The following is a 20,828-nucleotide window of genomic DNA, read 5'->3' as shown; positions in this document are numbered from 1 at the left end:
TTGGGACAATGGCGGGTTTCATATTTCTTAACAATACGTGATCGGATCAGTTGGCCTGGCGGCGCAGGAACGCCGGGATTTCCAGCTGATCGTCTTCCGAGGACTGGCGCGACTGGGGCTGAACACGGCCCTGTTCATCGAGCTGTCCGCGGCGCGGCGCATAGATCGATGCATCCTGCGACAGCGGGCGGCGCGGCTCTGCCGGGCGCATGGCCGGTTCACGCGGCTGGGCCGGTTCAAGCCGGGCAGTGTCGTCTTCGCGGCGGGTCAGGCCAGCGGTCAGGCGCTTCAGCAGGCCCATCGGACCACGGTCTTCGTGGCTGTCATAGGATGCCTGGTCACGGCCGTGATCACGGGCGTTGAGTTCCGCCTGCACAACCGGCGGGAAGTCCGCAACGTTGGGCATGCGCGGTGCCGGGGCAGGCTGGGCGACAGGCGCTGCCTGCATCTGAACCTGCGGCTGGGGCGCCGGCTGATGGACGGGCTGCTGCGGTGCTGCGGCAACCGGTGCATCAAAGACTTCCGGTGCAGGCGCCTGGAAAATGCGGCTCTGCGGACGGAATTCCTGTTCGGCGGGCTGCGGTGCGCGCTGCGGCATTTCCATTTCGGCGGCGCGGATGGCGTCTGCGACTGGATCGGCAAGGCGGGCGGCCGGCTGCTGCACGGCAGGGCGCGGTGCAACGGTCTCAACCCGTGCCGTTGGCTGGGCAACCGGCTTGGCAATCGGCTTCATCGGCTGGCGAAATTCGATCGGCGCAGGGGCCGACTCTCCCAGCTGCTTGTCGATACCCGTTGCCACGACCGAAACGCGGATGATGCCTTCGAGGCTTTCGTCGAAGGTTGCACCAAGGATGATGTTGGCATCCTGGTCAACTTCTTCGCGAATGCGCGTTGCCGCTTCGTCGACTTCGAACAGCGTCATGTCACGCCCGCCGGTGATCGAGATCAGCAGGCCCTTGGCGCCGCGCATCGAGGTTTCGTCGAGCAGCGGGTTGGCAATGGCAGCTTCGGCAGCGGCCATGGCGCGGCCGTCGCCGGATGCCTCGCCGGTGCCCATCATCGCCTTGCCCATCTCGCGCATCACCGAACGCACGTCGGCGAAGTCGAGGTTGATCAGGCCTTCCTTGACCATCAGGTCGGTGATGCAGGCAACACCGGAGTAGAGAACCTGGTCGGCCATGGCGAAGGCATCGGCAAAGGTCGTCTTGTCATTGGCGATGCGGAAGAGGTTCTGGTTCGGAATGACGATCAGTGTATCGACATTCTTCTGCAGATCCTCAATGCCCATATCGGCGGTGCGCATGCGGCGCTGGCCTTCGAAATGGAAAGGCTTGGTGACGACACCCACGGTCAGGATGCCCTTTTCCCGTGCGGCGCGGGCAACAACGGGCGCAGCGCCGGTACCGGTGCCGCCGCCCATGCCTGCCGTGACGAAGCACATGTGCGTGCCCTGCAGGTGGTCGTTGATTTCATCGATGCATTCTTCAGCGGCAGCGCGGCCGACTTCCGGCTGCGAACCGGCGCCGAGACCCTCGGTTACCGCAGCACCGAGCTGAATGAGACGTTCAGCCTTCGACTGCGACAGCGCCTGCGCGTCTGTATTGGCCACAACAAACTCAACACCGCGCAAACCGGCATTGATCATGTTATTGACCGCGTTGCCACCGCCGCCGCCAACACCAAAGACGGTGATCCGGGGCTTAAGCTCGGTAATGTCCGGCTTTTGCAGATTGATGCTCATTTGTTTGTTCCTTTTTCCTTTACCGCTTCGCCGCCGCGGTATCTTTTTTGGGTTTCCCCGGATTGATCAAAAACTCTCTTTCAGCCACTGGCCGATACGCTGAAAACGCCCACCCGTACCCGTCATCAGCGATGATGAACCGGCCTTTACAGAACGCTCTTCAATTCCTGCCACCTGCGGATAGATCAACAGACCGACCGCTGCGGAGAAAGCTGGCCCCTTGGCTGCTTCGGGAAGCCCCGTCACACCCAGAGGACGGCCAATACGTACGTTGCGGGCCAGAATACGGCGCGCCACTTCAGGCAGACCCGCCAGCTGGCTGGCCCCGCCTGTCAGGACAACACGCTTGCCGACAATCTGGCCGTAGCCCGATTGATTGAGGCGGTCGCGTGCCAATTCCAGTGTTTCTTCAACGCGCGCCCGGATGATGCGTGTGAGCACCGCGCGCGGATATTGGTTGGGAACGTCGCGGCCGTCATTGCCGAGCGGCGAGACGCTGATGAGATCGCGGTCATCGGCAGCGCTTGGCAGGGCCGAGCCGTGCATGACCTTCAGCCGTTCCGCGTCGTCCATATGGGCGGAAAGACCGCGCGCCACGTCCATCGTCACGTGATTGCCGCCGATGGCGATGGCATCGGCATGGATGAACTTGCCTTCGGAGAACACGGAAATCGTCGTGGTGCCGCCGCCCATGTCGATGCAGGCTGCGCCCATTTCCGCCTCGTCATCGACGAGCGCTGAAAGGCCGCTGGCGTAAGGGGTTGCAATCATCGCCTCGACCGAGAGGTGGCAGCGGTTGACACAAAGTTCCAGATTGCGCAGCGGCGCCGCATCGGCGGTCAGCACATGCATCTCGACCCCAAGTGTGTCGCCAATCATCCCCAGCGGATCGCGGATACCCTTCTCGCCATCGAGCGCATAACCGATGGGCAGCGAATGCACGAGGTGACGTTCAGTCGCCAGCGCCTGCTTGGCACCGGCGGCCAGCACGCGGCGGATATCGGACTGGTCGACTTCATGGCCGCCCAGATTGATGCTGGCGGAAAAGCTTTCGCTCTTCAGGCGTCCGGCGGAAATGTTGACGATCATCGAATCGACGGTAAGGCCGGCCATACGCTCGGCCGCATCGACCGCCAGGCGAATGGCCTGTTCAGCCGCATCGAGATTGACGATGACGCCGGACTTGATGCCGCGCGATTTCTGATGGCCGATGCCGAGCACCTCGATGCGATGGGTGCGGCCGGGCAGATGCGCGCTCTCTTCGCGCGGACGCAGCCGGGCGATGATGCAGCACACCTTGCTTGAACCGATGTCAAGAACCGTCAAAGACCGCGTCCGTTTTGCGGAAGCAGCTCCAGCCGACGTGCTCTTTCCGTTCAGAATACTCATATACGCTTCTCCGAACGCTTAGGCGCCTTGTCTCGCGCCTTCAAAAACTCTACGCGCTGCACCATCGCATCTGGCGTCAGCTTCAAAACAACCCGGTCGGCAAGCCGCATGTCGACCGACGAGATCGCCCGGGACAACAACCCTTCCTTCCGGTCCATCTTCACAATATCGGCCAGCGCCTGATCGATGCGGAATTCCGGCAGCATCACCGTCACGCCGTTCTTCAGGATCAGATCCCAGCGCCGGTCGCCGATGCGGGCATAGGCCCGGACCTGCGAAACGACATCCGGAAATGCCGCAATCTGGGCGAACAGCATTTTCGCCTGCTTGTCGGCGCCCGCGCCCATGATCAGCGGCAGCGCCGAATGGCGGCCGGACGAATAGGGCACGATCACGCGGCCGTCCTCATCGATGATCGAAAGATCATCGCCGTTCTGCCAGACAGCCAGGGCGGAGCGCTCATGAATCGAAATCTGGATCGTGTTCGGATAGACCTTGAACACATCGACGGATTCAACCCATGGCAGGGTTGCCACGGCCTTCTGCGCATCGGCGGCACTCAGGCCGACCAGCGAGGTTTCGCCATCAAGGCCCAGCGCGCCGAGCACGTCGATCTCGGACGTTTCCTTGTTGCCGACCACCTTCACGTCTTCGATGGCGAAACCGAAGGTCGAGGTGGTCACCTTGACGACCTCGGGGGCATGGCCGCCAAGAATGGCACCGTAGGCGCCGGTCAGGGCCAGAAAGACGACGGCACCGAGGGTTCCCGTATGGTTGGGGATATGAACCTCCCCTTCAACCATGCGGGTGAAGACGCGCACAGGCTTGCGCAGAAATTTCGGCAGGACGAAGCGGAAACGGCCAAAAGCCGCCATTCTGTCCGAAGACACTGGCGCCACACCCCGGGGGTGTCCTTTTTTGCCCTTCAACGCAAACACGATGCGTCCTCCACCATCCAACTCAACAATTCACCGAAGGTATGCCCCGCGGCTTTGGCGATATCAGGTACAAGAGATGTTGGAGTCATGCCCGGCTGGGTGTTTATCTCCAGCCAAATCAGTTCGCCATCTTCGGAAAAACGGTCGTCGTAACGGAAGTCCGACCGGCTAATCCCTTTACATCCAATTGCCTGATGCGCCTTGAGTGCTAGTGTTTGTATTTTTTGGTAAATTTTTAGTGAAATTTTAGCCGGACACACATGATTTGATCCGCCTGCAACATATTTTGAATCATAATCGTAGAACTGATGACCCACGGGGATGATTTCACACACCCCGATGGCCACATCGCCCATCACGGCGCATGTCAGTTCGCGCCCATGGATGTAGCGCTCGACCATGACCGTGCTGCCATATTTCCATTCCGCCGAGGTGATCACCTGCGGCGGATGCGACTGATCCTCCTTGACGATGACGACACCGAAGCTCGACCCCTCATTGACCGGTTTGACCACATAGGGCGGCTTCATCGGATGCTTCGTGGTGAAATCGAAACGGTTCATCACCCTGGCTTCGGCCACAGGAATACCGGCAGCCTTGGCAATGGTTTTCGCCTGCTCCTTGTCCATGGCCAGCGCCGACGCGAGCACGCCGGAATGGGTATAGGGAATTTCCAGATATTCGAGGATACCCTGGATCGTACCGTCCTCGCCGAAAGGACCATGCAGCGCATTGAACACCACATCGGGGCGCAACTCAGCCAGCACGCTGGCAATGTCACGGGTCACGTCGACACGGGTGACCGGATAGCCCTCGGCCTCCAAAGCATCGGCGCAGGCATTGCCGGAGGAGAGACTCACCGGACGCTCCGATGAAAACCCGCCCATCAGCACCGCAACATGCTTTTTCGCCATGGAGGCAACCCCTTATACACATCCCCATCAAAGCCGAAAAAAGACATGAGTCTCCGCAAGCCCGGCGATCAGGACCGCAGGCACCAGAGGCTGATTGAAATCAGCCGACTCAAATCAGTTAACGCTTGCCCCTAAAGAATCAGAGAGTTGATTCCGTGACAAGTCCCCTTTGATTCAACAATGAAATTTGGCGTAAAAAAAAGTGTTCCCGATTCGATTTCAGAAACAAAATCAGAGGCAAACGCGCCCCTGATTCATCGTAAAAAAATTTCGGCTTTTGCTATAAAAGCTGCCCCATATACTCCTGCACTTCCTGGCCAGGCCGGAAAAGTCCCAGACGCTTGATTTCCCAGTGCAGATGGATGCCGGAATTTTGCAGCACGAGCGAGCGGATCGTCTCGCCCAGCGTTTCCAGATCATAGCCCGTGGCCGTGCCGGTATTGATCATGAAATTGCAGTGCATGGGCGACATCTGCGCGCCGCCGATCATCAGGCCGCGACCGCCCGCAGCGTCGATTTCCTTCCACGCGGAGGTGCCTTCCGGGTTCTTGAACGTGGAGCCGCCGGTCTTTTCGCGGATCGGCTGCACGGTTTCGCGGTGCTGCTGCACCGCCTGCATCGCCGCCTGTATCGCATGGGTTTCGCCCGGTGTTCCCTCCAGCAGCGCCGAGGTGAAGATCAGGTCCTTGGCCGCGCCGCAATGGCGGTAGGCATAACCCATGTCGGCATTGGTGAGGACATGCACATTGCCCCTGCGGTCCAGCGCCCGCACCTCGACCACCCGCTCGCGCGTTTCGACCCCGTTGGCACCCGCGTTCATGCGCAGCGCGCCGCCCAGCCCGCCGGGAATACCATGGTAGAAATGGAAACCGGCGATCTTCGCCTCGAGCGCCGCTGCGGCAAGCCGTTTGTCGGGGGTGGCGGCACCCGCCCGCAAGTGCGTATCGCCGACGCGCTCGACATCGCCGAAGCCCTTGGCGGAGAGGCGCACGACAAAACCGGGGACGCCGCCGTCACGCACCAGAAGGTTGGAGCCGATGCCAACGACAAGGATGGGATATTCCTCGGGAACGGCCTGCAGGAAGGCTGCAAGGTCTTCCTCGTCGGCGGGCTGGAACATGACTTCCGCCGGGCCGCCGGCGCGGAACCAGGTCACCTTTTCCATGCCCATATTGGGCGTCAGCCGCCCGCGCAGCCCCGAGAAACGATCCCCCAGCTTGCCAAGCAGGGCCTCGCCGTCAATCCTTGAAGACATGATATCCTTCCAGCAGTTTTGGCGTTCGGCTATCGAACCGGACGCAACCGCAAAATCTAAAGCGCAGCCAGCTCCTTTGGCAAGGCATAAGCCCACTGGGTGATGTTGCCTGCACCCAGGAAAACCACGAAATCGTCGGGCTTGGCGATGGTGGCGATCAAGGGCGCAATGTCCTGCGGACCCGTGATATACCGCGCGTCACGATGTGCCGCCGTCTTGATGCGGGACACCAGCGCTTCCGAGGTAACGCCCTCGATCGGGTCTTCGCCTGCGGTATAGACCGGCGCGACGATCACGGTATCAGCATCGTTGAAGCACGCCGCAAACTCGTCAAAGAGGCTCGCCAGACGGGTAAAGCGATGCGGCTGGACAATGGCGATGACCCGGCCCTTGGCAGAATCGCGCGCCGCCTTCAGCACGGCCTTGATCTCGACCGGATGATGGCCGTAATCGTCGAACACATCGACACCCTTCCACGAACCGGTATGGGTAAAGCGCCGCTTCACCCCGCCAAAGGAGGACAGGCCCTTCTTGATGTCCTCGGCCGAAATGCCGAGTTCATGCGCCACGGCGATCGCCGCTGTCGCGTTCGACACGTTGTGTCTGCCGGGCATCGGCAGCCGCAGGCCCTTGATCTCGGTGGTCTCACCGGTCTTGCGCTTGGCAATCTGCACGTCGAACTGCGATGCCGGACCATCGACCACGAGATTGACGAAGCGCACATCGGCCTGCGGGTTTTCACCATAGGTGATGACGCGGCGGTCCTCGATGCGCGAGACCAGCGACTGCACTTCCGGATGATCGAGGCACATGACGCCAAAGCCGTAGAACGGCACGTTCTCGACGAACTGGCGGAAGGCTTCGCGCACCCGGTCGAACGTGCCGTAGTGATCGAGATGTTCCGGATCGATATTGGTGACCACGGCGATATCGGCAGGCAGCTTCAGGAAGGTGCCGTCGCTCTCGTCGGCTTCCACCACCATCCATTCGCCCGCACCCATGCGGGCATTGGTGCCATAGGCATTGATGATGCCGCCATTGATGACGGTCGGATCGAGATTGCCCGCATCGAGCAGCGTTGCCACCATCGAGGTGGTCGTGGTCTTGCCGTGCGTGCCGCCAATGGCGACCGCCTGACGGAAGCGCATGAGTTCCGCCAGCATTTCGGCGCGGCGCACGATGGGCAAAAGTTTTTCGCGCGCGGCAACGAGTTCCGGATTGCTCTTCTTGATCGCCGTCGACACAACGATAACCTCGGCGTCGCCAAGATTATCCGCATTGTGTCCGACAAAGACCTCGATGCCCTTGTCACGCAGACGCTGCACATTGGCGCTGTCCGCCTGATCGGAACCCTGGACCTTGTAGCCGAGATTATGCAGGACTTCGGCAATGCCGCTCATGCCGATACCGCCGATACCGATGAAATGAACAAGACCGATGTTGAGCGGCATCTTCATGGACGCACTCCTTTTTTGAAAACTTCAGAAGGAGACGAGGTCATAGCGAACTCATCTCACCGTAAGGGATTGGCCGGATGCAATAGCCTCTGTGAGGTCTGCAAGCAACCGTGCGGCGTCCGGCTTGCCCGTCGAGCGGGCTTTTTCCGCAATAAATGCCAGCCGTGTCGGTTCGTGCATGGCGCTGGACAGGATATCTGCGATCCGCTCCGGCGACAGTTCCGACTGCTTGATCACATCGGCGCCGCCTGCCGCCTGCAGCGCCGCCGCATTGGCCGCCTGGTCATGGTCGAGCGCATGCGGGAAGGGAACCAGAATGGCCGGGCGGCCGATGGCGGCGATTTCCGACACGGTCGAGGCGCCGGAGCGCGACATGACGAAATGCGCATCGGAAATGCGCCGCGGCATATCCTTGAAGAACGGCGCAACCTCGGCCTTCACGCCCATCGCCTGATAGACGGCGCGCACCTGCGCCTCGTCTTCGACACGCGCCTGCTGGGTGACGACGAGACGCGCCCGGTCCTCCGGCGACAGAAGCTGGATGGCAGCGGGAATGGCTGTTGAAAAGTATGATGCGCCCTGACTGCCGCCAAACACCAGAAAATGAAACGGCTGGTGCGCCTGCGACGCCTTGTAGGCCTTGCCGACTTCCGCCAGCACAGCCGGACGGACGGGATTGCCCGTCACCACGATCTTGCCGGCATAGGGGCCCTCGCCCTGCGGCAGGAACCCGCCGGCAATGGCATTGACGCGGGCAGCCAGCGCCTTGTTGGCGCGTCCCATCACGGCATTCTGTTCGTGGATGAGCGTCGGGATTTTCAGCGCCGTCGCCGCATAGAGCGGCGGCAGCGTCGGATAGCCGCCGAAGCCCGCCACCAGTTTCGGCTTCAGGCGGCGGAACAGTTTGCGCGAATCGAGATTGCCCTGCCAGAGCGTCCAGAACGTGCGCGCCAGGGAGATCGGGTTGCGCCCGCCAATGGTGGCCGAGCGCACCACATGAATCTCCTTGGCCGGAAAGCTTCCGGCGAACCGTTCGGCGCGGTCATCGGTTGCCAGATGGATATCCCAGCCGCGCCCGATCAGCTCATGCGCCAGCGCTTCCGCCGGAAACAGGTGTCCGCCCGTGCCCCCGGCACACAGAAAAATAGTCCCCTTCGACATCAGTCCCTCAGATAGCGTTGGCCAGTGACGGCGTTTTCGTGTTTGCCAGCGTCGCCGACCGCCTGCCCTCGGGTCTGCGCCTTGTCAGCGCCAGCAGCAGTCCCGTCGAAATTGCCACCGAGATGAGCGACGAGCCGCCATAGGAGATGAACGGCAGCGTCATGCCCTTTGCGGGCATCAGGTGCAGGTTCACCGAAATATTGATGATCGATTGGAAGCCGAACAGGATGACGAGGCCGGAGACGGCAAGGCGGGTGAAATCGTCCCGCTCCTTCAGCGCGATCGACAGGCCGCGAATGACGATGAAGGCGAAGATCAGCACGATCAGCAGGCAGAGCGCGATGCCGTACTCCTCGGCGGTCACCGAGAAGATGAAGTCGGTGTGGCTGTCAGGGATGATGCGCTTGATGGTGCCTTCGCCCGGGCCCTGCCCGAGCCAGCCGCCGCGGATGATCGCCTCGCGCCCCGCATCCACCTGAAATGTATCGCCTTCACCGGTCATGAAGCGGTCGATACGTCCGGCCACGTGCGGGAAGATCGTGTAGGCACCGAAGAAACCGGCAACGCCGAGAACGCCGAGGCTGATGATCCACAGCCACGGCACACCAGCCATGAAGAACATGGCGCCCCAGGTGATGGCGGTCAGGATGGTCTGGCCAAGATCGGGCTGGGCCACCAGCAATGCCGCGACAACGCCGAACAGCACCATTGAGAAGAAGTTGCCGGGGATATCCTTGCGCCGCTCATTCTCGGAAAACAGCCAGGCGCAGACAATGACGAAAGCCGGTTTCATGAACTCGGACGGCTGGATGGAGATGCCCGCCAGCGACACCCAGCGCCGTGCCCCCTTGACTTCGATGCCGAAGAACAGCGCGCCAACCATCGCCAGCATGGAAAGACCGAGCAGGATGATGGCAAAGCGCCGGATGGTGCGCGGTGCCATGAACGACACGGCGAACATCACGAACACCGCAGGCACCATGAACATCGACTGGTGCTTGACGAAGTAAAAGCTCTCAAGACCGATGCGCTCGGCAACGGCGGGGCTTGCGGCGAAGGAAAGCAGGATGCCCAGCCCCATCAGGCTGAGACAGGCGGCCAAAAGGAAACGGTCAATCGTCCACCACCAGTCGGCGACGGGTCCACGGTCAATGCGGCTTACCATCAGTTTGCCCCTTCAATCGGTGAAGCGCCTGCGAGCGCCAATACGGCGGAGCGGAATGCCTCGCCGCGTTTCTCGAAATTCTGAAACTGGTCGAAACTGGCACAGGCGGGCGACAGCAGGACCACAGCTTCCTGCGATCCGTCGCTGGCCGCATCGCGCGCGGCGTGTTCCACCGCGGCGGCGATCGTGCCTGAAATTTCGTAAGGTGCCGCCTCTCCCAGCGTTGCCGCGAATTGCGGTGCCGCCTCGCCGATCAGGTAGGCCTTGGCGATACGCGGGAAAAAGCCCGATAGCGAGGCAATGCCGCCTTCCTTGGGCAGACCGCCGGCAATCCAGTAGATACGCGGGAAGGATGACAGCGCGGGCGCAGCCGCATCCGCGTTGGTCGCCTTGGAATCATTGACGAACAGCGTCCTGCCCTGCCGCGCCACCTGCTCCATGCGGTGCGCAAGGCCAGGAAAGGTTTTGAGGCCGGCATTGATCGCATCCGCCGAGAGACCGGCCGATCGGCAGGCGGCAAAGGCTGCCAGCGCGTTCTGCGCATTGTGTTCGCCGCGCAGCGACCCGATGCCCTGCAGCGAGGCGACGGCGGTTCTCGTGCCGTTTTCGGCGAGGTACAACGTTGCCCCTTCAGCGAAATAGCCATTCGGGATCGGCAGGCGTTTCGAGATGCGGATGACCGGTTTGCCCGCACGTTCCAGCCGGTCGGCAATCGCCGCGCAGAAACTGTCGTCGACACCGACAATCGCCGTCTCGCTGCCCGCCACCAGCCGCTCCTTGATCTCGGCATAGTGCTGCATGGTCCCGTGCCGGTCGAGATGATCCGGCGTGAGGTTCAGAAGGATACCGGCGGTCGGGTTGATCGACGGTGCCAGATCGATCTGGTAGGACGAGCATTCCACGACATAGTGGCGGCCATCCACCGGTGGCTCCAGCGTCATGACGGCAGTGCCGATATTGCCGCCCAGCTGCATGTCGCGGCCCGACGCCCGGATGATATGGGCGATCAGCGCCGTCGTCGTCGACTTGCCGTTGGTGCCGGTAATGGCGATGAACGGGCTGTTTTTTCCCGCCAGATTGCGCTCGCGCACGAAGAGTTCGACATCGCCGATGATTTCAACACCTGCGGCGCGGGCGAGATCCACCGTCCAGTGCGGACGCGGATGGGTCAGCGGCACGCCGGGCGACAGGACGAAGGAGGAGAACTGCTTCCAGTCGGCCAGCCGCAGATCACTGGTTTCGATGCCGGCGCCTTGCGCCCGTGCAACGCTTTCGGGATTGTCATCCCAGGCAATGACCCGTGCCCCGCCGGCGGCAATCGCCTTTGCCGTCGCAATGCCCGAACCGCCGAGCCCGAAGAGCGCGACGGTCTTGTCCTGCATGGAATGGGCTGCGATCATGCAACTGGCCTTATCTGAGCTTGAGTGTGGAAAGGCCGATCAGCGCGAGAATGACGGCGATGATCCAGAAGCGGATCACGACCTGGCTCTCGGTCCAGCCCTTCTTTTCGAAATGATGGTGGATCGGTGCCATCAGGAACACGCGTTTTCCCGTCAGCTTGAACGAGGTGACCTGGATGATCACCGACATGGCTTCCATGACAAAAACGCCGCCGATGATGGCCAGAACGATTTCGTGCTTGGTGGCAACGGCGACGGCGCCGATGAGACCGCCCAGCGCCAGCGATCCGGTGTCGCCCATGAAAATGGCGGCGGGCGGCGCATTGAACCAGAGGAAGCCGAGACCCGCGCCAATGACAGCGCCGAGAACCACGGCGAGTTCACCCGTGCCCGGCGTGAAATGGATCTGCAGATAATCGGCAAAGATCGCATTACCCGCGAGATAGGCAATCACTCCGAACGAGGCGGCGGCGATCATCACCGGAACGGTGGCAAGACCATCGAGACCGTCGGTGAAATTGACGGCATTGCCCGCGCCAACCATGACAAAGGCGGCAAAGGGAACGAAGAAAATGCCGAGATTGAGGATCAACTGCTTGGCAAAGGGGAAGGTCAAGGACGAAGAGAACGGTTCCTGCCCCGCCCACATGATGGCAAGACCGGCCAGCGCAGCGACCAGAAACTCGATACCAAGGCGCGCGCGGGCGGAAAAGCCCTTGAACGACTGTTTGCTGACCTTGAGATAATCATCATAGAAGCCGATGGCCCCGAAGCTTACGGCGACCAGAAGCACGACCCAGACATAGATGTTGGACCAGTTGGCCCACAGCAGCGACGAGATCAGGATACCGGTCATGATCATCAGGCCGCCCATGGTCGGGGTCCCGGCCTTCTTGAAGTGGGTCTGCGGGCCGTCCGCACGGATCGGCTGGCCGCGCCCCTGACGCACACGCAGGGAGTCGATGATGCGGGGACCGAAGAGAAACACGATCAGCGCCGAGGTGATCAGCGCGCCGCCGGTCCTGAACGTGATGTAGCGGAACACGTTCAGAAATTGGATATGTTCCGCCAGACCGGCCAGATAATAAAGCATAGACTATGTCCCCATCCCCGTAAGCTCACTCGGCAGGACCGGCGGGCTCCACGGCGTTGTACTTCTGTAGGATTGCCTTGACGATCCGGACAAAACCGATTCCTTTCGATGATTTGATCATGATCACATCACCGGCCCTGATCGTGTTCAGCAGATTTGACTGCAATTCGTCGACGCTCTGCCCGTATTCGGCGTGAAATTCAACCGGCAAGGCGGCTTTCAGCGCCGCCATTTCGGGTCCGCCGAGAAAAACCATGTTGATATGATTGGCCGTGATGACCGGCGCGAGGTCCGCATGCAGCTTCGGCGCCTGTTTGCCGAGTTCGAGCATGTCGCCGAGCACGGCAATGCGGCGCCCCTTGCCCGTGGGCACGGCAGCGGCAAGAAGCTCTATCGACGCGCGCACCGATGCCGGATTGGCATTGTAGCTCTCATCGATCAGCGTGAACGTGCCATTGCCGATTTCGAGCAGGTGGCGCGCACCGCGCCCGCTCTCCGGCCGCAGCGATGCCAGCGCCAGCGTCACCTTGGTCATGTCGGCGCCGGTCAGATGCGCCGCGCCGAGCACAGCCAGAACGTTCTGCACGATGTGCCTGCCCGGAGCGCCGACCTTGACGACGGCTTCGGAACCGGCAAGCCGCACGGTCATGCAGGAGCAGGCATCATGCAGCTTGAGCGCACGCAGACGATAATCCGCCCGGGCATTTTCACCAAAGCTCTTGATGTGCTCGACACCGGCATTGCGCGCCAGCGTTTCCAGGAGCTTGTAGTGCTTGTCATCACGATTGAGCAGGGCATAGCCGCCGGGCACAAGCCCTTCAAAAATCTCGGCTTTTGCCGTCGCGATTTCCTGCAGGTTCTTGAAGTGGCCAAGATGCGCCGGAGCGATCAGCGTGACGATCGCCACATGCGGGCGCACCATCTTCACCAGCGGACGGATTTCGTCCGCATGGTTCATGCCGATTTCAAAAACGCCGTAATCCGTATCCTCGGGCATGCGCGCAAGCGTCAGCGGCACACCCCAGTGGTTGTTGAACGAGGCAACTGATGCATGCACCTTGCCCGAATCCGCCAGGACATGTCGCAGCGCTTCCTTGGTGGTCGTCTTGCCGACGGAACCGGTCACGGCGATGATCTGGGCATGGGAGCGTTCGCGCGCCGCAAGGCCGAGCCGCGTCATGGCTGCCAGCACATCATCGACCACGATCATCGGGGTCTTGAGCTTGCCGAGCGCAGGCAGCTTCACTTCCGCAACCACGAGCAGCGCTGCACCGGCGGCCACCGCCGCCGTGGCAAAATCATGCCCGTCGAGCGCGTCGCCCTTGATGGCAAAGAACGCCTCGCCCTTGCGCAGGGTGCGCGTATCGATGGAAATGCCGGTAATGCCCTCCGGCAATGCACCGACCGGGCGGCCGTTCATGGCCGCAATCATGGCTTCCGAGGTCCAGAGCAAACTCATGGATTGCGCTCCCGGGCCAGACGGTCCTTCAGGGCCTGGGCGACTTCCGTGTGATCGGAGAACGGCAGCACGACAGTGCCGACGGTCTGGCCTTCTTCGTGGCCCTTGCCCGCGACAATCAGCGTATCGCCGGATTTCATCATGGCAACAGCCACGCGGATCGCCTCATGCCGGTCGCCGATCTCCTGCGCGCCGGGAGCGGCAGCGAGAATTTCAGCGCGGATGGTGGCGGGAACTTCCGAGCGCGGATTGTCATCGGTGACGATGACGACATCAGCAAGCCGCGTGGCGATTTCGCCCATCATCGGCCGCTTGCCCTTGTCGCGGTCGCCGCCGCAGCCGAACACCACGATCACCCGCCCCGTCGTGAACGGACGGACCGAGGTGAGCACATTTTCCAGCGCGTCGGGCTTGTGGGCGTAATCGACATAGGCGGGAGCACCCTCTTCCGTCGCACCGACAAGATCGAGCCGCCCGGGCGCGCCCTTCAGCCGCTCAAGGCCGCGCATGGCGGCGGCAGCGGGAACCCCGGTGGCAATGGCAAGCCCTGCGGCCACCAGACCATTGGCCACCTGAAAATCACCCGCCAGCGGCAGCGTGATCTCAAAGATCTCGCCGGCGATCTGCACTTCGACGTGCTGGCGGAACCGCTCATGCTCGACACGCTTCAGCGTGATGAACTCACCCTTGCGGCCGACGGTCAGCACCTTGCAGCCAGCCTCGGCGGCCGCCGCAATGGTCGGCTTGGAAAAGGGATCGTCGGCGAAAATGACCGCGGGCGCGCCCTTCGGCAGCAGTTCCCTGAACAGACGCAGTTTGGCGGCGTGATATTCCTCGACCGTCGCATGATAATCCATGTGGTCGCGTCCAAGATTGGTGAAGGCACCCGCCGCCAGCTTCACGCCGTCGAGGCGGCGCTGGTCAAGGCCGTGCGACGATGCCTCCATGGCCGCGTGGGTAACACCTTCCTCAACCAACTCGCTCAGGAGCTTGTGCAGTTCGACCGGATCGGGCGTGGTGAGTGAACCGTAATCATTGCGTGCCGGCGAAACCACGCCTGTCGTGCCGATGCTGGCCGAGGCGAAACCGGCATTGGCCCAGATCTGCCGGGTGAAGGACGCCACGGATGTCTTGCCGCTGGTGCCGGTGATGGCGACCATCACATCAGGTTGCACCCGATAAAAGCTGGCAGCCGCAAGCGCGAGCGCCCGGCGCGGATCGTCCACATAGATGATCGGGGCGGAGACATTGCTCAGCTTGGAAGCGCTGGCGGCCACGATGATCGCAGCACCGCGTTTTGCCGCATCGGCGGCATAAACACTGCCATCCGCCTTCGATCCCTTCAGCGCCGCAAAGAGGAAGCCGGGTTTGACCTGACGCGAATCCGACGTCAGTCCATTGATCGTCGTTTCCCCGAATTCGGAGATCGCCAGGGCAGGTATGCCGTTCAATTCTTTCAGTTTCATGACCGAATCTGCTTTACTCATCACTGTCGTAGGAAACCTGCAATGGCGCGACTTGTTGGCCGAAATCGGGCTTTACCCCGAGAAACGATGCGGATCTGCGGATAATTTCCGCCACCATGGGCGCTGCATTGTAGGCCGCGATACCGCTGCTCTGCCCCTCGGCAGGCTTTGGTTCATCGATAATCGTCAGCACGACATATTCCGGCTTTTCGATCGGGAAGGCCGCCACGAAGGCGTTGAACCGCAGGTCCTTGGCATAGCGGCCATTGACAACCTTATCCGCCGTTCCGGTCTTGCCGCCGACGCGGTAGCCCTTGACGTTGGCGTTGCGGCCCGAACCGGTATCGCCGTTGAGCTTGTAGAGATAGCGCATGTCATCGCTGGTCTTCGGCTTGATGACCTGCTCGGCAACGGCTTTGGCCTCTTCCAGCGTGCGCGGCAGGAAGGTCGGTTCGATCAGCTTGCCGCCATTGACCAGCGCCGCGGCGCCAACAGCCGTCTGCAGCGGTGTCGTCGCCATGCCGTGACCGAAGGAGATCGTGATCGAATTCACCTTCTTCCACACTTTCGGCGAATAGGGCTTGGCGACCTCCGGCAGTTCCGTCTTCATCGGATCGAGCAGGCCGAGACGGGTCAGGAACGCCCGGTGATTTTCGATGCCCACCGCATCGGCTTCCCGTGCCGAGCCGATGTTGGAGGAGAAGACGAAGACTTCCGGCAGTGTCAGCACACGCGCCTTGCCGTGGAAATCGTGAATGGTCTGACGGCCGATGGTGATCGGGCGCGTCGCGTCATAGGTGGTGTTCAGCGTCGCTCCATGATCGAGGGACATGGCCGTGGTAAAGCTCTTGATCGTCGAGCCCATCTCGTAGAGGCCGGCCGACATGCGGTTGAGATGGTCCTTGTCCAGCGCATTGAACGGGTTGTTCGGATCGAAATCCGGCGCCGAGGCCATGGCCATCACTTCGCCGGTGTTGACGTTGAGAACAACGGCACCGGCCGCGATGGCGCGGTACTTCTGCATCGCATTGACCACGACGTCGCGCACCACATGCTGGACGCGCAGGTCGATCGACAGGCGCACCGGCGCCAGCGAACGCCCGTCGGCAAGGCCGACGTCGCGCAGGTCCGACAGGCCCTGCGAGTCGATATATTTCTCCATGCCGGCAATGCCCTGATTGTCGATATTGACGAGACCAAGGATATGCGACGCCGTCGGGCCGCCGGGATAGAAGCGTGATTTCTCCGTGCGGAAGCCAATGCCGGGAATGCCCAGCGCCATGATCTGGCTCTTCTGCTGCGGTGTCAGGCCGCGCTTGAGCCAGGCAAAGCCTGCGCCGCTCTTCAGGCGGCTATAGGTCTGTTCGAAGTTGAGATCCGGCAGGACGGTCGACAGCAGCTCATAGGCCTCATCGGGGTCGATGATCTTGCGCGGCTCGGCATAAAGCGATGCGGTCTTGATATCGGTTGCCAGCACTTCGCCATTGCGGTCGAGAATATCCGGCCGCGAGGCAAGAACGGTACCGGTCGGACCGTTATAGCCGGTGGTATCTTCCTGCATGCCGTAGAAAATCAGGCGTCCGCTGATGACGCTGTAAATGCCGACAAAGCAGATGATGGCCATCATCACGCGGTTGCGTGCGCGATTGCCCGTCTTCTTCTTGCGCGCATCCATTTCGAATGCCGGTGCCGTCCCGTTTTCCAGCTGCGCTGTCTTCCGCTTGATCCAGATGCCCATCTTAATGCGCAGCCCCCTTCGGTTTCGCGCCGGGGACGGCCGCAACGGTGGCCCTGCGCACGCTGCCGGTCTTCATCGTATCGGTCTTTTTCACGGCTGGTCCCGCATCGGCCTCGGTGATGAGGTTGGCGACATCGTCGATCTTTTCGGCGGCGGGCTTGGCTTTCGGAATCTCGTTGATATTGGCGATCTGCTGCGCCTCAACCGGCTGCAGGTTGAGCTGGCCCTGGAAGGAGGAAACCAGCTTTTGCAGACGGTTGGGCTGTGTCAGCAGGCTCCAGTCGGCCTTGAGCAGGTCAATCGTATCCTTCTCGTCGGCGATCATGCGCTGGATCTTGTGCACTTCCGTCATCTGCTTTTCAGCATCGTGCTTGATTTTATAGGTGATGCCGGCCGCTGCGATCATCAGCCCGATCAATATGATGTCGAAGGTGCGCAGCATGGATCAGCTCCTCGCCGTTTCATGAAAATGCGGAAGATTGGGCAGGCCGTAGATCGCATGATCCTCGGCCAGCGGCGGGTTTTCGGTGCGGATGGCGGCACGCAGCTTGGCCGAACGGGCGCGCGGATTGCTTTCCGTCTCCGCTTCGGTCGGCGCAACCACGCCCTTGCCGATGGGGGTGAAGCTTGCCAGGCGCACCTGCACCTGCGGCAGATGACGCGAACCGCCGCTCGAACCGGCGCGGTCGTTGAAAAAGCGCTTGACGATACGGTCCTCGAGCGAATGGAAGGTCACCACAACCAGGCGGCCGCCCGGCTTGAGCGCCCGCTCGGCCGCATGCAGCGCACGGACGAGTTCGCCGAGTTCGTCATTGACGAAAATGCGCAGCGCCTGGAACACCCGCGTCGCCGGATGGATCGGAATCTTCGGATTGCGTCCGACCAGCGCCTCGATGGCATTGGCGAGGTCGCGCGTGCGGTGAAACGGCTCGCTGGCGCGGCGCTTTTCGATCATGCGCGCGATGCGGCCGGCATGACGCTCTTCGCCGAGGAAATTGAAAATGCGGGCGAGATCGCCCGTCTTGAGGCGGTTGACCACATCGGCGGCGCTTGGGCCTGAACTTGACATGCGCATGTCGAGCGGCCCGTCCTTCTGGAAGGAAAAGCCACGCTCGGCCTCATCGATCTGCATGGAGGACACGCCGATGTCGAGCACAATGCCGTCGGGCGCGCCCTGCAATGCAACCTGATCCAGTGTCGAGAAAGTGCCCTGCACCAGCGTGAGGCGGCCCGCATGGGCCTTTTCCAGCGCCCGCCCGGCTTCGATGGCCGAGGGATCGCGGTCAATCGCAGTGACCGATGCACCGGTATCAAGGATACGGCGGGTATAGCCGCCCGCGCCGAATGTGCCGTCAATGATGTGCTGGCCGGGACCGGGCTTCAGCGCGGCAATGACTTCATCGAGCAGGACGGGTATGTGGCGCGCTTCATCCTGACCGCCCGCACCCGCCATCACCTGCTTCCTGTCTGGTTGTCCAGATTTTCCAGCCGCCGCCGCTCCATCAGGCGTTGGCGTACCTTTGCCCGATGCGCTTCGAACTGCTCCGGCTGCCACATCTGAAAATGCGTGTTCGCCCCCGCAAAGGTCACATCGGCCGTGATTCCCGTATGCTCGCGCAGGAAATCCGTCACCGTGATGCGGCCATCCGCGTCCAGCTTGAGAAAGCCGCCATCCGCATGCAGGTAGAAAGACATATCGTCTGCCATTTCGGCGAAGGGATCCTCGCTCTCCAGCCGCTTGTCGAAGCGCGTCAGCAGATCCGGTCCGCCCGCATCGAGGGCAGGAAGATGCAGGGAGCGCAGCGCGTACAGTTCCGTGTGGCCGGCCTGCTGGATGATCGAACGGAAATGCGCCGGCACGGAAACCCGTCCCTTCGCATCGATCTTGTTCGTCACATGTCCGAGGAACCGGTTCAAAACGCAACACCGCCGTTTCCGCCACGAAGGCCTGTTTCATTTCTACCCCTGCTCCACCCCTGGGAGCCCCATCAATAGCCGTGGAAGCATTGGCCGAACGGGCCGAATGCAAGCCCTAGCATGCCAAATCCAATGTCGGGAAACACCGTGTCGACTGAACGCTACTGATGAAACCAATCGATATCATGGGGCACTATGGGCGTCAATGGGATTAGAGAACACATGGTGGGAGCGCGCCTGCAATCAAGCACACTTCCGGCGATTCTGAATTTATGGCTCATTAAGCTTAATGAACGGTTAGGAAACCGGTGGGGCGGTATGATTGAAGCCTTGCGCAGGCATGCCGCGGCAGAAGGGGAATGAAGTGTCAGCTGGCCTGTAAGCCGGGTTCTGTATGGCCGGACTTGCGTCCGGCGCGGCAGCCATTCATCTTGGACGGATGTTGCCATCCGCCTCCTGCAACCTACCCGGACGACTGACCGGAAACTGATCGCCAGGCTTTCGCCTGACACGCCGTCCCTATTCGGTTTTGCTCCCGGTGGGGTTTACCTTGCCGTTCCTGTTACCAGCAACGCGGTGGGCTCTTACCCCACCCTTTCACCCTTACCCCGTCATTCCTTGCGCCCAACCGGCGATGATCCGGCGCAACGAAAGACGGGGCGGTTTCCTTTCTGTGGCACTTTCCCTGGGGTCGCCCCCGCCGGACGTTATCCGGCACCGTGTTTCCCTGGAGCCCGGACTTTCCTCACATGCCGCCTTTCGGCTTCTGACATGCGCGGCTGCCCGGCCAGCTGACGAAGCGTATAAAAGGGTTTCGCCGTCAAAACGCAAATGAAAAAGGCCGGATTGGTTATCCGGCCTTCATCTTTGTGCAGGTTGCCAACTGTTTAGTTGGAAGCCATTTCCATTTTCACCTTGGCGCAGTAGTTGGCCGAGACCGGATTCATGCGCGTTGCGCCATGGCCGGCATTGTAGCGCAGGATGGTGCCGCAGGTCGTGCCGTTGCCGAGCTTGTGCGCGCCGGCAAGATATTTCATGCCCCAGCGGATATTGGTCTCGGGATTGTAGAGCGCCTGGCGGCTACCGGTATAGCCAAGGCCGCGCGCCGTTTCGAGTTTGATCTGCATCAGGCCGATTTCACCGGCGCTTCCGGTCATGTCGGCACGGTAGTTGCTTTCCACCCGGACCACCGCATTGGCGAGGGAAGCCGGGACGCCGTAGGACGCGGCGTAGGAATTGATGATCGTCGTGTATTTCATCGAACCGGCGGCGGAGGGGATGCTGCCCGTTGTCATCGTGTCGACATTGGCGAGATTGCGGTGGCGGACCTTGGTCTTGAGCCGTACCCTGGTTTCAACAACCGGACGCTTGGAGGATGCCAGGCTCTTGCCGTGTGTCCGGGCCTTCACCACGGCCTTTTTGCCCTTGCTTTTGGCCTGGACGGTCTTGGCGGATTTCCCGCCTTCTTTTTCCTTTTCCGCTGCGGCCCGTTTGGCCTTGAGGTAGTCCATCAGGTTTGTCGGCTCTGCCGGACTGCTGTATGCTGAATTTGCGCCAAAGAAGGCCGTCGCCCCAACCAGGGCGAGAATCATACCAAATTTTTTTGTCATCGTTTTCCGTCTAAATCGCTTGGGCAATACGAGCGCACTGCCGGACCCCGTTCCGCGCCAAAAATCTAAAAGGGCATTACCGGAACAATGTCCAAGGATGTGACGGTCCAATGCAGCCGAATATG

General features: G+C 61.4%; 17 protein-coding genes and 1 other RNA gene. All 18 read right to left on the bottom strand.

What is annotated here, in order from left to right:
• Positions 1-46 precede the first annotated feature (46 nt).
• Positions 47-1,741 carry a cell division protein FtsZ gene (ftsZ, locus tag ACTJJ7_RS16935; protein WP_440968242.1) on the bottom strand — a complete coding sequence of 565 codons (1,695 nt, stop codon included), beginning with the start codon at positions 1,739-1,741 and terminating at the stop codon, positions 47-49.
• Between the two features lie 66 nt (positions 1,742-1,807).
• Positions 1,808-3,130, bottom strand: coding sequence for a cell division protein FtsA (gene ftsA, locus ACTJJ7_RS16930; protein ID WP_105732201.1), 1,323 nt, complete (start codon positions 3,128-3,130; stop codon positions 1,808-1,810).
• On the bottom strand, positions 3,127-4,068 hold the full coding sequence (locus ACTJJ7_RS16925) for a cell division protein FtsQ/DivIB (RefSeq protein WP_440968241.1): 942 nt from the start codon (positions 4,066-4,068) through the stop codon (positions 3,127-3,129). Before ACTJJ7_RS16925 ends, ftsA begins: the two co-directional genes overlap by 4 nt.
• A complete protein-coding gene (locus ACTJJ7_RS16920) occupies positions 4,056-4,982 on the bottom strand; it encodes a D-alanine--D-alanine ligase (RefSeq protein ID WP_440968240.1) in 927 nt (308 codons plus the stop codon). The genes ACTJJ7_RS16925 and ACTJJ7_RS16920 overlap by 13 nt, the downstream gene beginning before the upstream one ends.
• A gap of 280 nt (positions 4,983-5,262) precedes the next feature.
• Complete coding sequence (gene murB / locus ACTJJ7_RS16915) at positions 5,263-6,237, bottom strand: UDP-N-acetylmuramate dehydrogenase (RefSeq protein WP_440968239.1); 975 nt, start codon at positions 6,235-6,237, stop codon at positions 5,263-5,265.
• Positions 6,238-6,293: 56 nt separating this feature from the next.
• Entirely contained in the window at positions 6,294-7,694 is a 1,401-nt protein-coding gene (gene murC / locus ACTJJ7_RS16910) for a UDP-N-acetylmuramate--L-alanine ligase (protein ID WP_440968238.1), read from the bottom strand.
• Positions 7,695-7,745: 51 nt separating this feature from the next.
• A complete protein-coding gene (murG, locus tag ACTJJ7_RS16905) occupies positions 7,746-8,855 on the bottom strand; it encodes an undecaprenyldiphospho-muramoylpentapeptide beta-N-acetylglucosaminyltransferase (RefSeq protein WP_440968237.1) in 1,110 nt (369 codons plus the stop codon).
• A gap of 7 nt (positions 8,856-8,862) precedes the next feature.
• A complete protein-coding gene (ftsW, locus tag ACTJJ7_RS16900) occupies positions 8,863-10,020 on the bottom strand; it encodes a putative lipid II flippase FtsW (RefSeq protein WP_105732195.1) in 1,158 nt (385 codons plus the stop codon).
• The gene (gene murD / locus ACTJJ7_RS16895) at positions 10,020-11,420 is read right to left on the bottom strand and encodes a UDP-N-acetylmuramoyl-L-alanine--D-glutamate ligase (RefSeq protein WP_440968236.1); all 1,401 of its coding nucleotides are present in this window, start codon (positions 11,418-11,420) and stop codon (positions 10,020-10,022) included. The genes ftsW and murD overlap by 1 nt, the downstream gene beginning before the upstream one ends.
• Positions 11,421-11,430: 10 nt before the next feature.
• Positions 11,431-12,513: a phospho-N-acetylmuramoyl-pentapeptide-transferase gene (gene mraY, locus ACTJJ7_RS16890; RefSeq protein WP_105732193.1), complete on the bottom strand. Its 1,083-nt coding sequence runs from the start codon at positions 12,511-12,513 to the stop codon at positions 11,431-11,433.
• A gap of 25 nt (positions 12,514-12,538) precedes the next feature.
• The gene (locus tag ACTJJ7_RS16885; RefSeq protein WP_130269985.1) at positions 12,539-13,972 is read right to left on the bottom strand and encodes a UDP-N-acetylmuramoylalanyl-D-glutamyl-2,6-diaminopimelate--D-alanyl-D-alanine ligase; all 1,434 of its coding nucleotides are present in this window, start codon (positions 13,970-13,972) and stop codon (positions 12,539-12,541) included.
• Positions 13,969-15,438 carry a UDP-N-acetylmuramoyl-L-alanyl-D-glutamate--2,6-diaminopimelate ligase gene (locus ACTJJ7_RS16880; RefSeq protein ID WP_105732191.1) on the bottom strand — a complete coding sequence of 490 codons (1,470 nt, stop codon included), beginning with the start codon at positions 15,436-15,438 and terminating at the stop codon, positions 13,969-13,971. Before ACTJJ7_RS16880 ends, ACTJJ7_RS16885 begins: the two co-directional genes overlap by 4 nt.
• Positions 15,439-15,451: 13 nt before the next feature.
• The gene (locus ACTJJ7_RS16875) at positions 15,452-17,113 is read right to left on the bottom strand and encodes a peptidoglycan D,D-transpeptidase FtsI family protein (RefSeq protein WP_245421003.1); all 1,662 of its coding nucleotides are present in this window, start codon (positions 17,111-17,113) and stop codon (positions 15,452-15,454) included.
• Positions 17,114-17,177: 64 nt separating this feature from the next.
• Positions 17,178-17,618, bottom strand: a complete 441-nt coding sequence (gene ftsL / locus ACTJJ7_RS16870) for a cell division protein FtsL (protein ID WP_105732189.1) — start codon at positions 17,616-17,618, stop codon at positions 17,178-17,180.
• Positions 17,619-17,621: 3 nt separating this feature from the next.
• Positions 17,622-18,629, bottom strand: coding sequence for a 16S rRNA (cytosine(1402)-N(4))-methyltransferase RsmH (gene rsmH / locus ACTJJ7_RS16865; protein ID WP_440968235.1), 1,008 nt, complete (start codon positions 18,627-18,629; stop codon positions 17,622-17,624).
• Positions 18,629-19,093 carry a division/cell wall cluster transcriptional repressor MraZ gene (mraZ, locus tag ACTJJ7_RS16860; protein ID WP_440968234.1) on the bottom strand — a complete coding sequence of 155 codons (465 nt, stop codon included), beginning with the start codon at positions 19,091-19,093 and terminating at the stop codon, positions 18,629-18,631. Before mraZ ends, rsmH begins: the two co-directional genes overlap by 1 nt.
• Before the next feature lie 363 nt (positions 19,094-19,456).
• Positions 19,457-19,888: RNase P RNA component class A (gene rnpB, locus ACTJJ7_RS16855), an RNA gene on the bottom strand.
• A 92-nt stretch (positions 19,889-19,980) separates the two neighbouring features.
• Positions 19,981-20,703 (bottom strand): lytic transglycosylase domain-containing protein, encoded by a 723-nt coding sequence (locus ACTJJ7_RS16850; RefSeq protein ID WP_105732184.1) that lies wholly within the window; start codon positions 20,701-20,703, stop codon positions 19,981-19,983.
• Positions 20,704-20,828 lie beyond the last annotated feature (125 nt).

This window comes from Phyllobacterium sp. 22229 (genome assembly GCF_052056495.1).
Taxonomy (GTDB): domain Bacteria; phylum Pseudomonadota; class Alphaproteobacteria; order Rhizobiales; family Rhizobiaceae; genus Phyllobacterium; species Phyllobacterium myrsinacearum.
Note: the sequence above shows the minus strand (reverse complement) of the source record. Positions and strands in the feature narration are given on the sequence as shown.

Bases quoted from the DNA above. Each gene is read 5' to 3' on its own strand.
- murB (WP_440968239.1), bottom strand. From the start codon at position 6,237: ATGTCTTCAAGGATTGACGGCGAGGCCCTGCTTGGCAAGCTGGGGGAT.
- ftsW (WP_105732195.1), bottom strand. From the start codon at position 10,020: ATGGTAAGCCGCATTGACCGTGGACCCGTCGCCGACTGGTGGTGGACG.
- ftsZ (WP_440968242.1), bottom strand. From the start codon at position 1,741: ATGAGCATCAATCTGCAAAAGCCGGACATTACCGAGCTTAAGCCCCGG.
- ACTJJ7_RS16850 (WP_105732184.1), bottom strand. From the start codon at position 20,703: ATGACAAAAAAATTTGGTATGATTCTCGCCCTGGTTGGGGCGACGGCC.
- ACTJJ7_RS16920 (WP_440968240.1), bottom strand. From the start codon at position 4,982: ATGGCGAAAAAGCATGTTGCGGTGCTGATGGGCGGGTTTTCATCGGAG.
- ACTJJ7_RS16875 (WP_245421003.1), bottom strand. From the start codon at position 17,113: ATGGATGCGCGCAAGAAGAAGACGGGCAATCGCGCACGCAACCGCGTG.
- murD (WP_440968236.1), bottom strand. From the start codon at position 11,420: ATGATCGCAGCCCATTCCATGCAGGACAAGACCGTCGCGCTCTTCGGG.
- ftsL (WP_105732189.1), bottom strand. From the start codon at position 17,618: ATGCTGCGCACCTTCGACATCATATTGATCGGGCTGATGATCGCAGCG.
- murC (WP_440968238.1), bottom strand. From the start codon at position 7,694: ATGAAGATGCCGCTCAACATCGGTCTTGTTCATTTCATCGGTATCGGC.
- murG (WP_440968237.1), bottom strand. From the start codon at position 8,855: ATGTCGAAGGGGACTATTTTTCTGTGTGCCGGGGGCACGGGCGGACAC.
- mraY (WP_105732193.1), bottom strand. From the start codon at position 12,513: ATGCTTTATTATCTGGCCGGTCTGGCGGAACATATCCAATTTCTGAAC.
- rsmH (WP_440968235.1), bottom strand. From the start codon at position 18,629: ATGGCGGGTGCGGGCGGTCAGGATGAAGCGCGCCACATACCCGTCCTG.
- ftsA (WP_105732201.1), bottom strand. From the start codon at position 3,130: ATGAGTATTCTGAACGGAAAGAGCACGTCGGCTGGAGCTGCTTCCGCA.
- ACTJJ7_RS16880 (WP_105732191.1), bottom strand. From the start codon at position 15,438: ATGAAACTGAAAGAATTGAACGGCATACCTGCCCTGGCGATCTCCGAA.
- ACTJJ7_RS16885 (WP_130269985.1), bottom strand. From the start codon at position 13,972: ATGAGTTTGCTCTGGACCTCGGAAGCCATGATTGCGGCCATGAACGGC.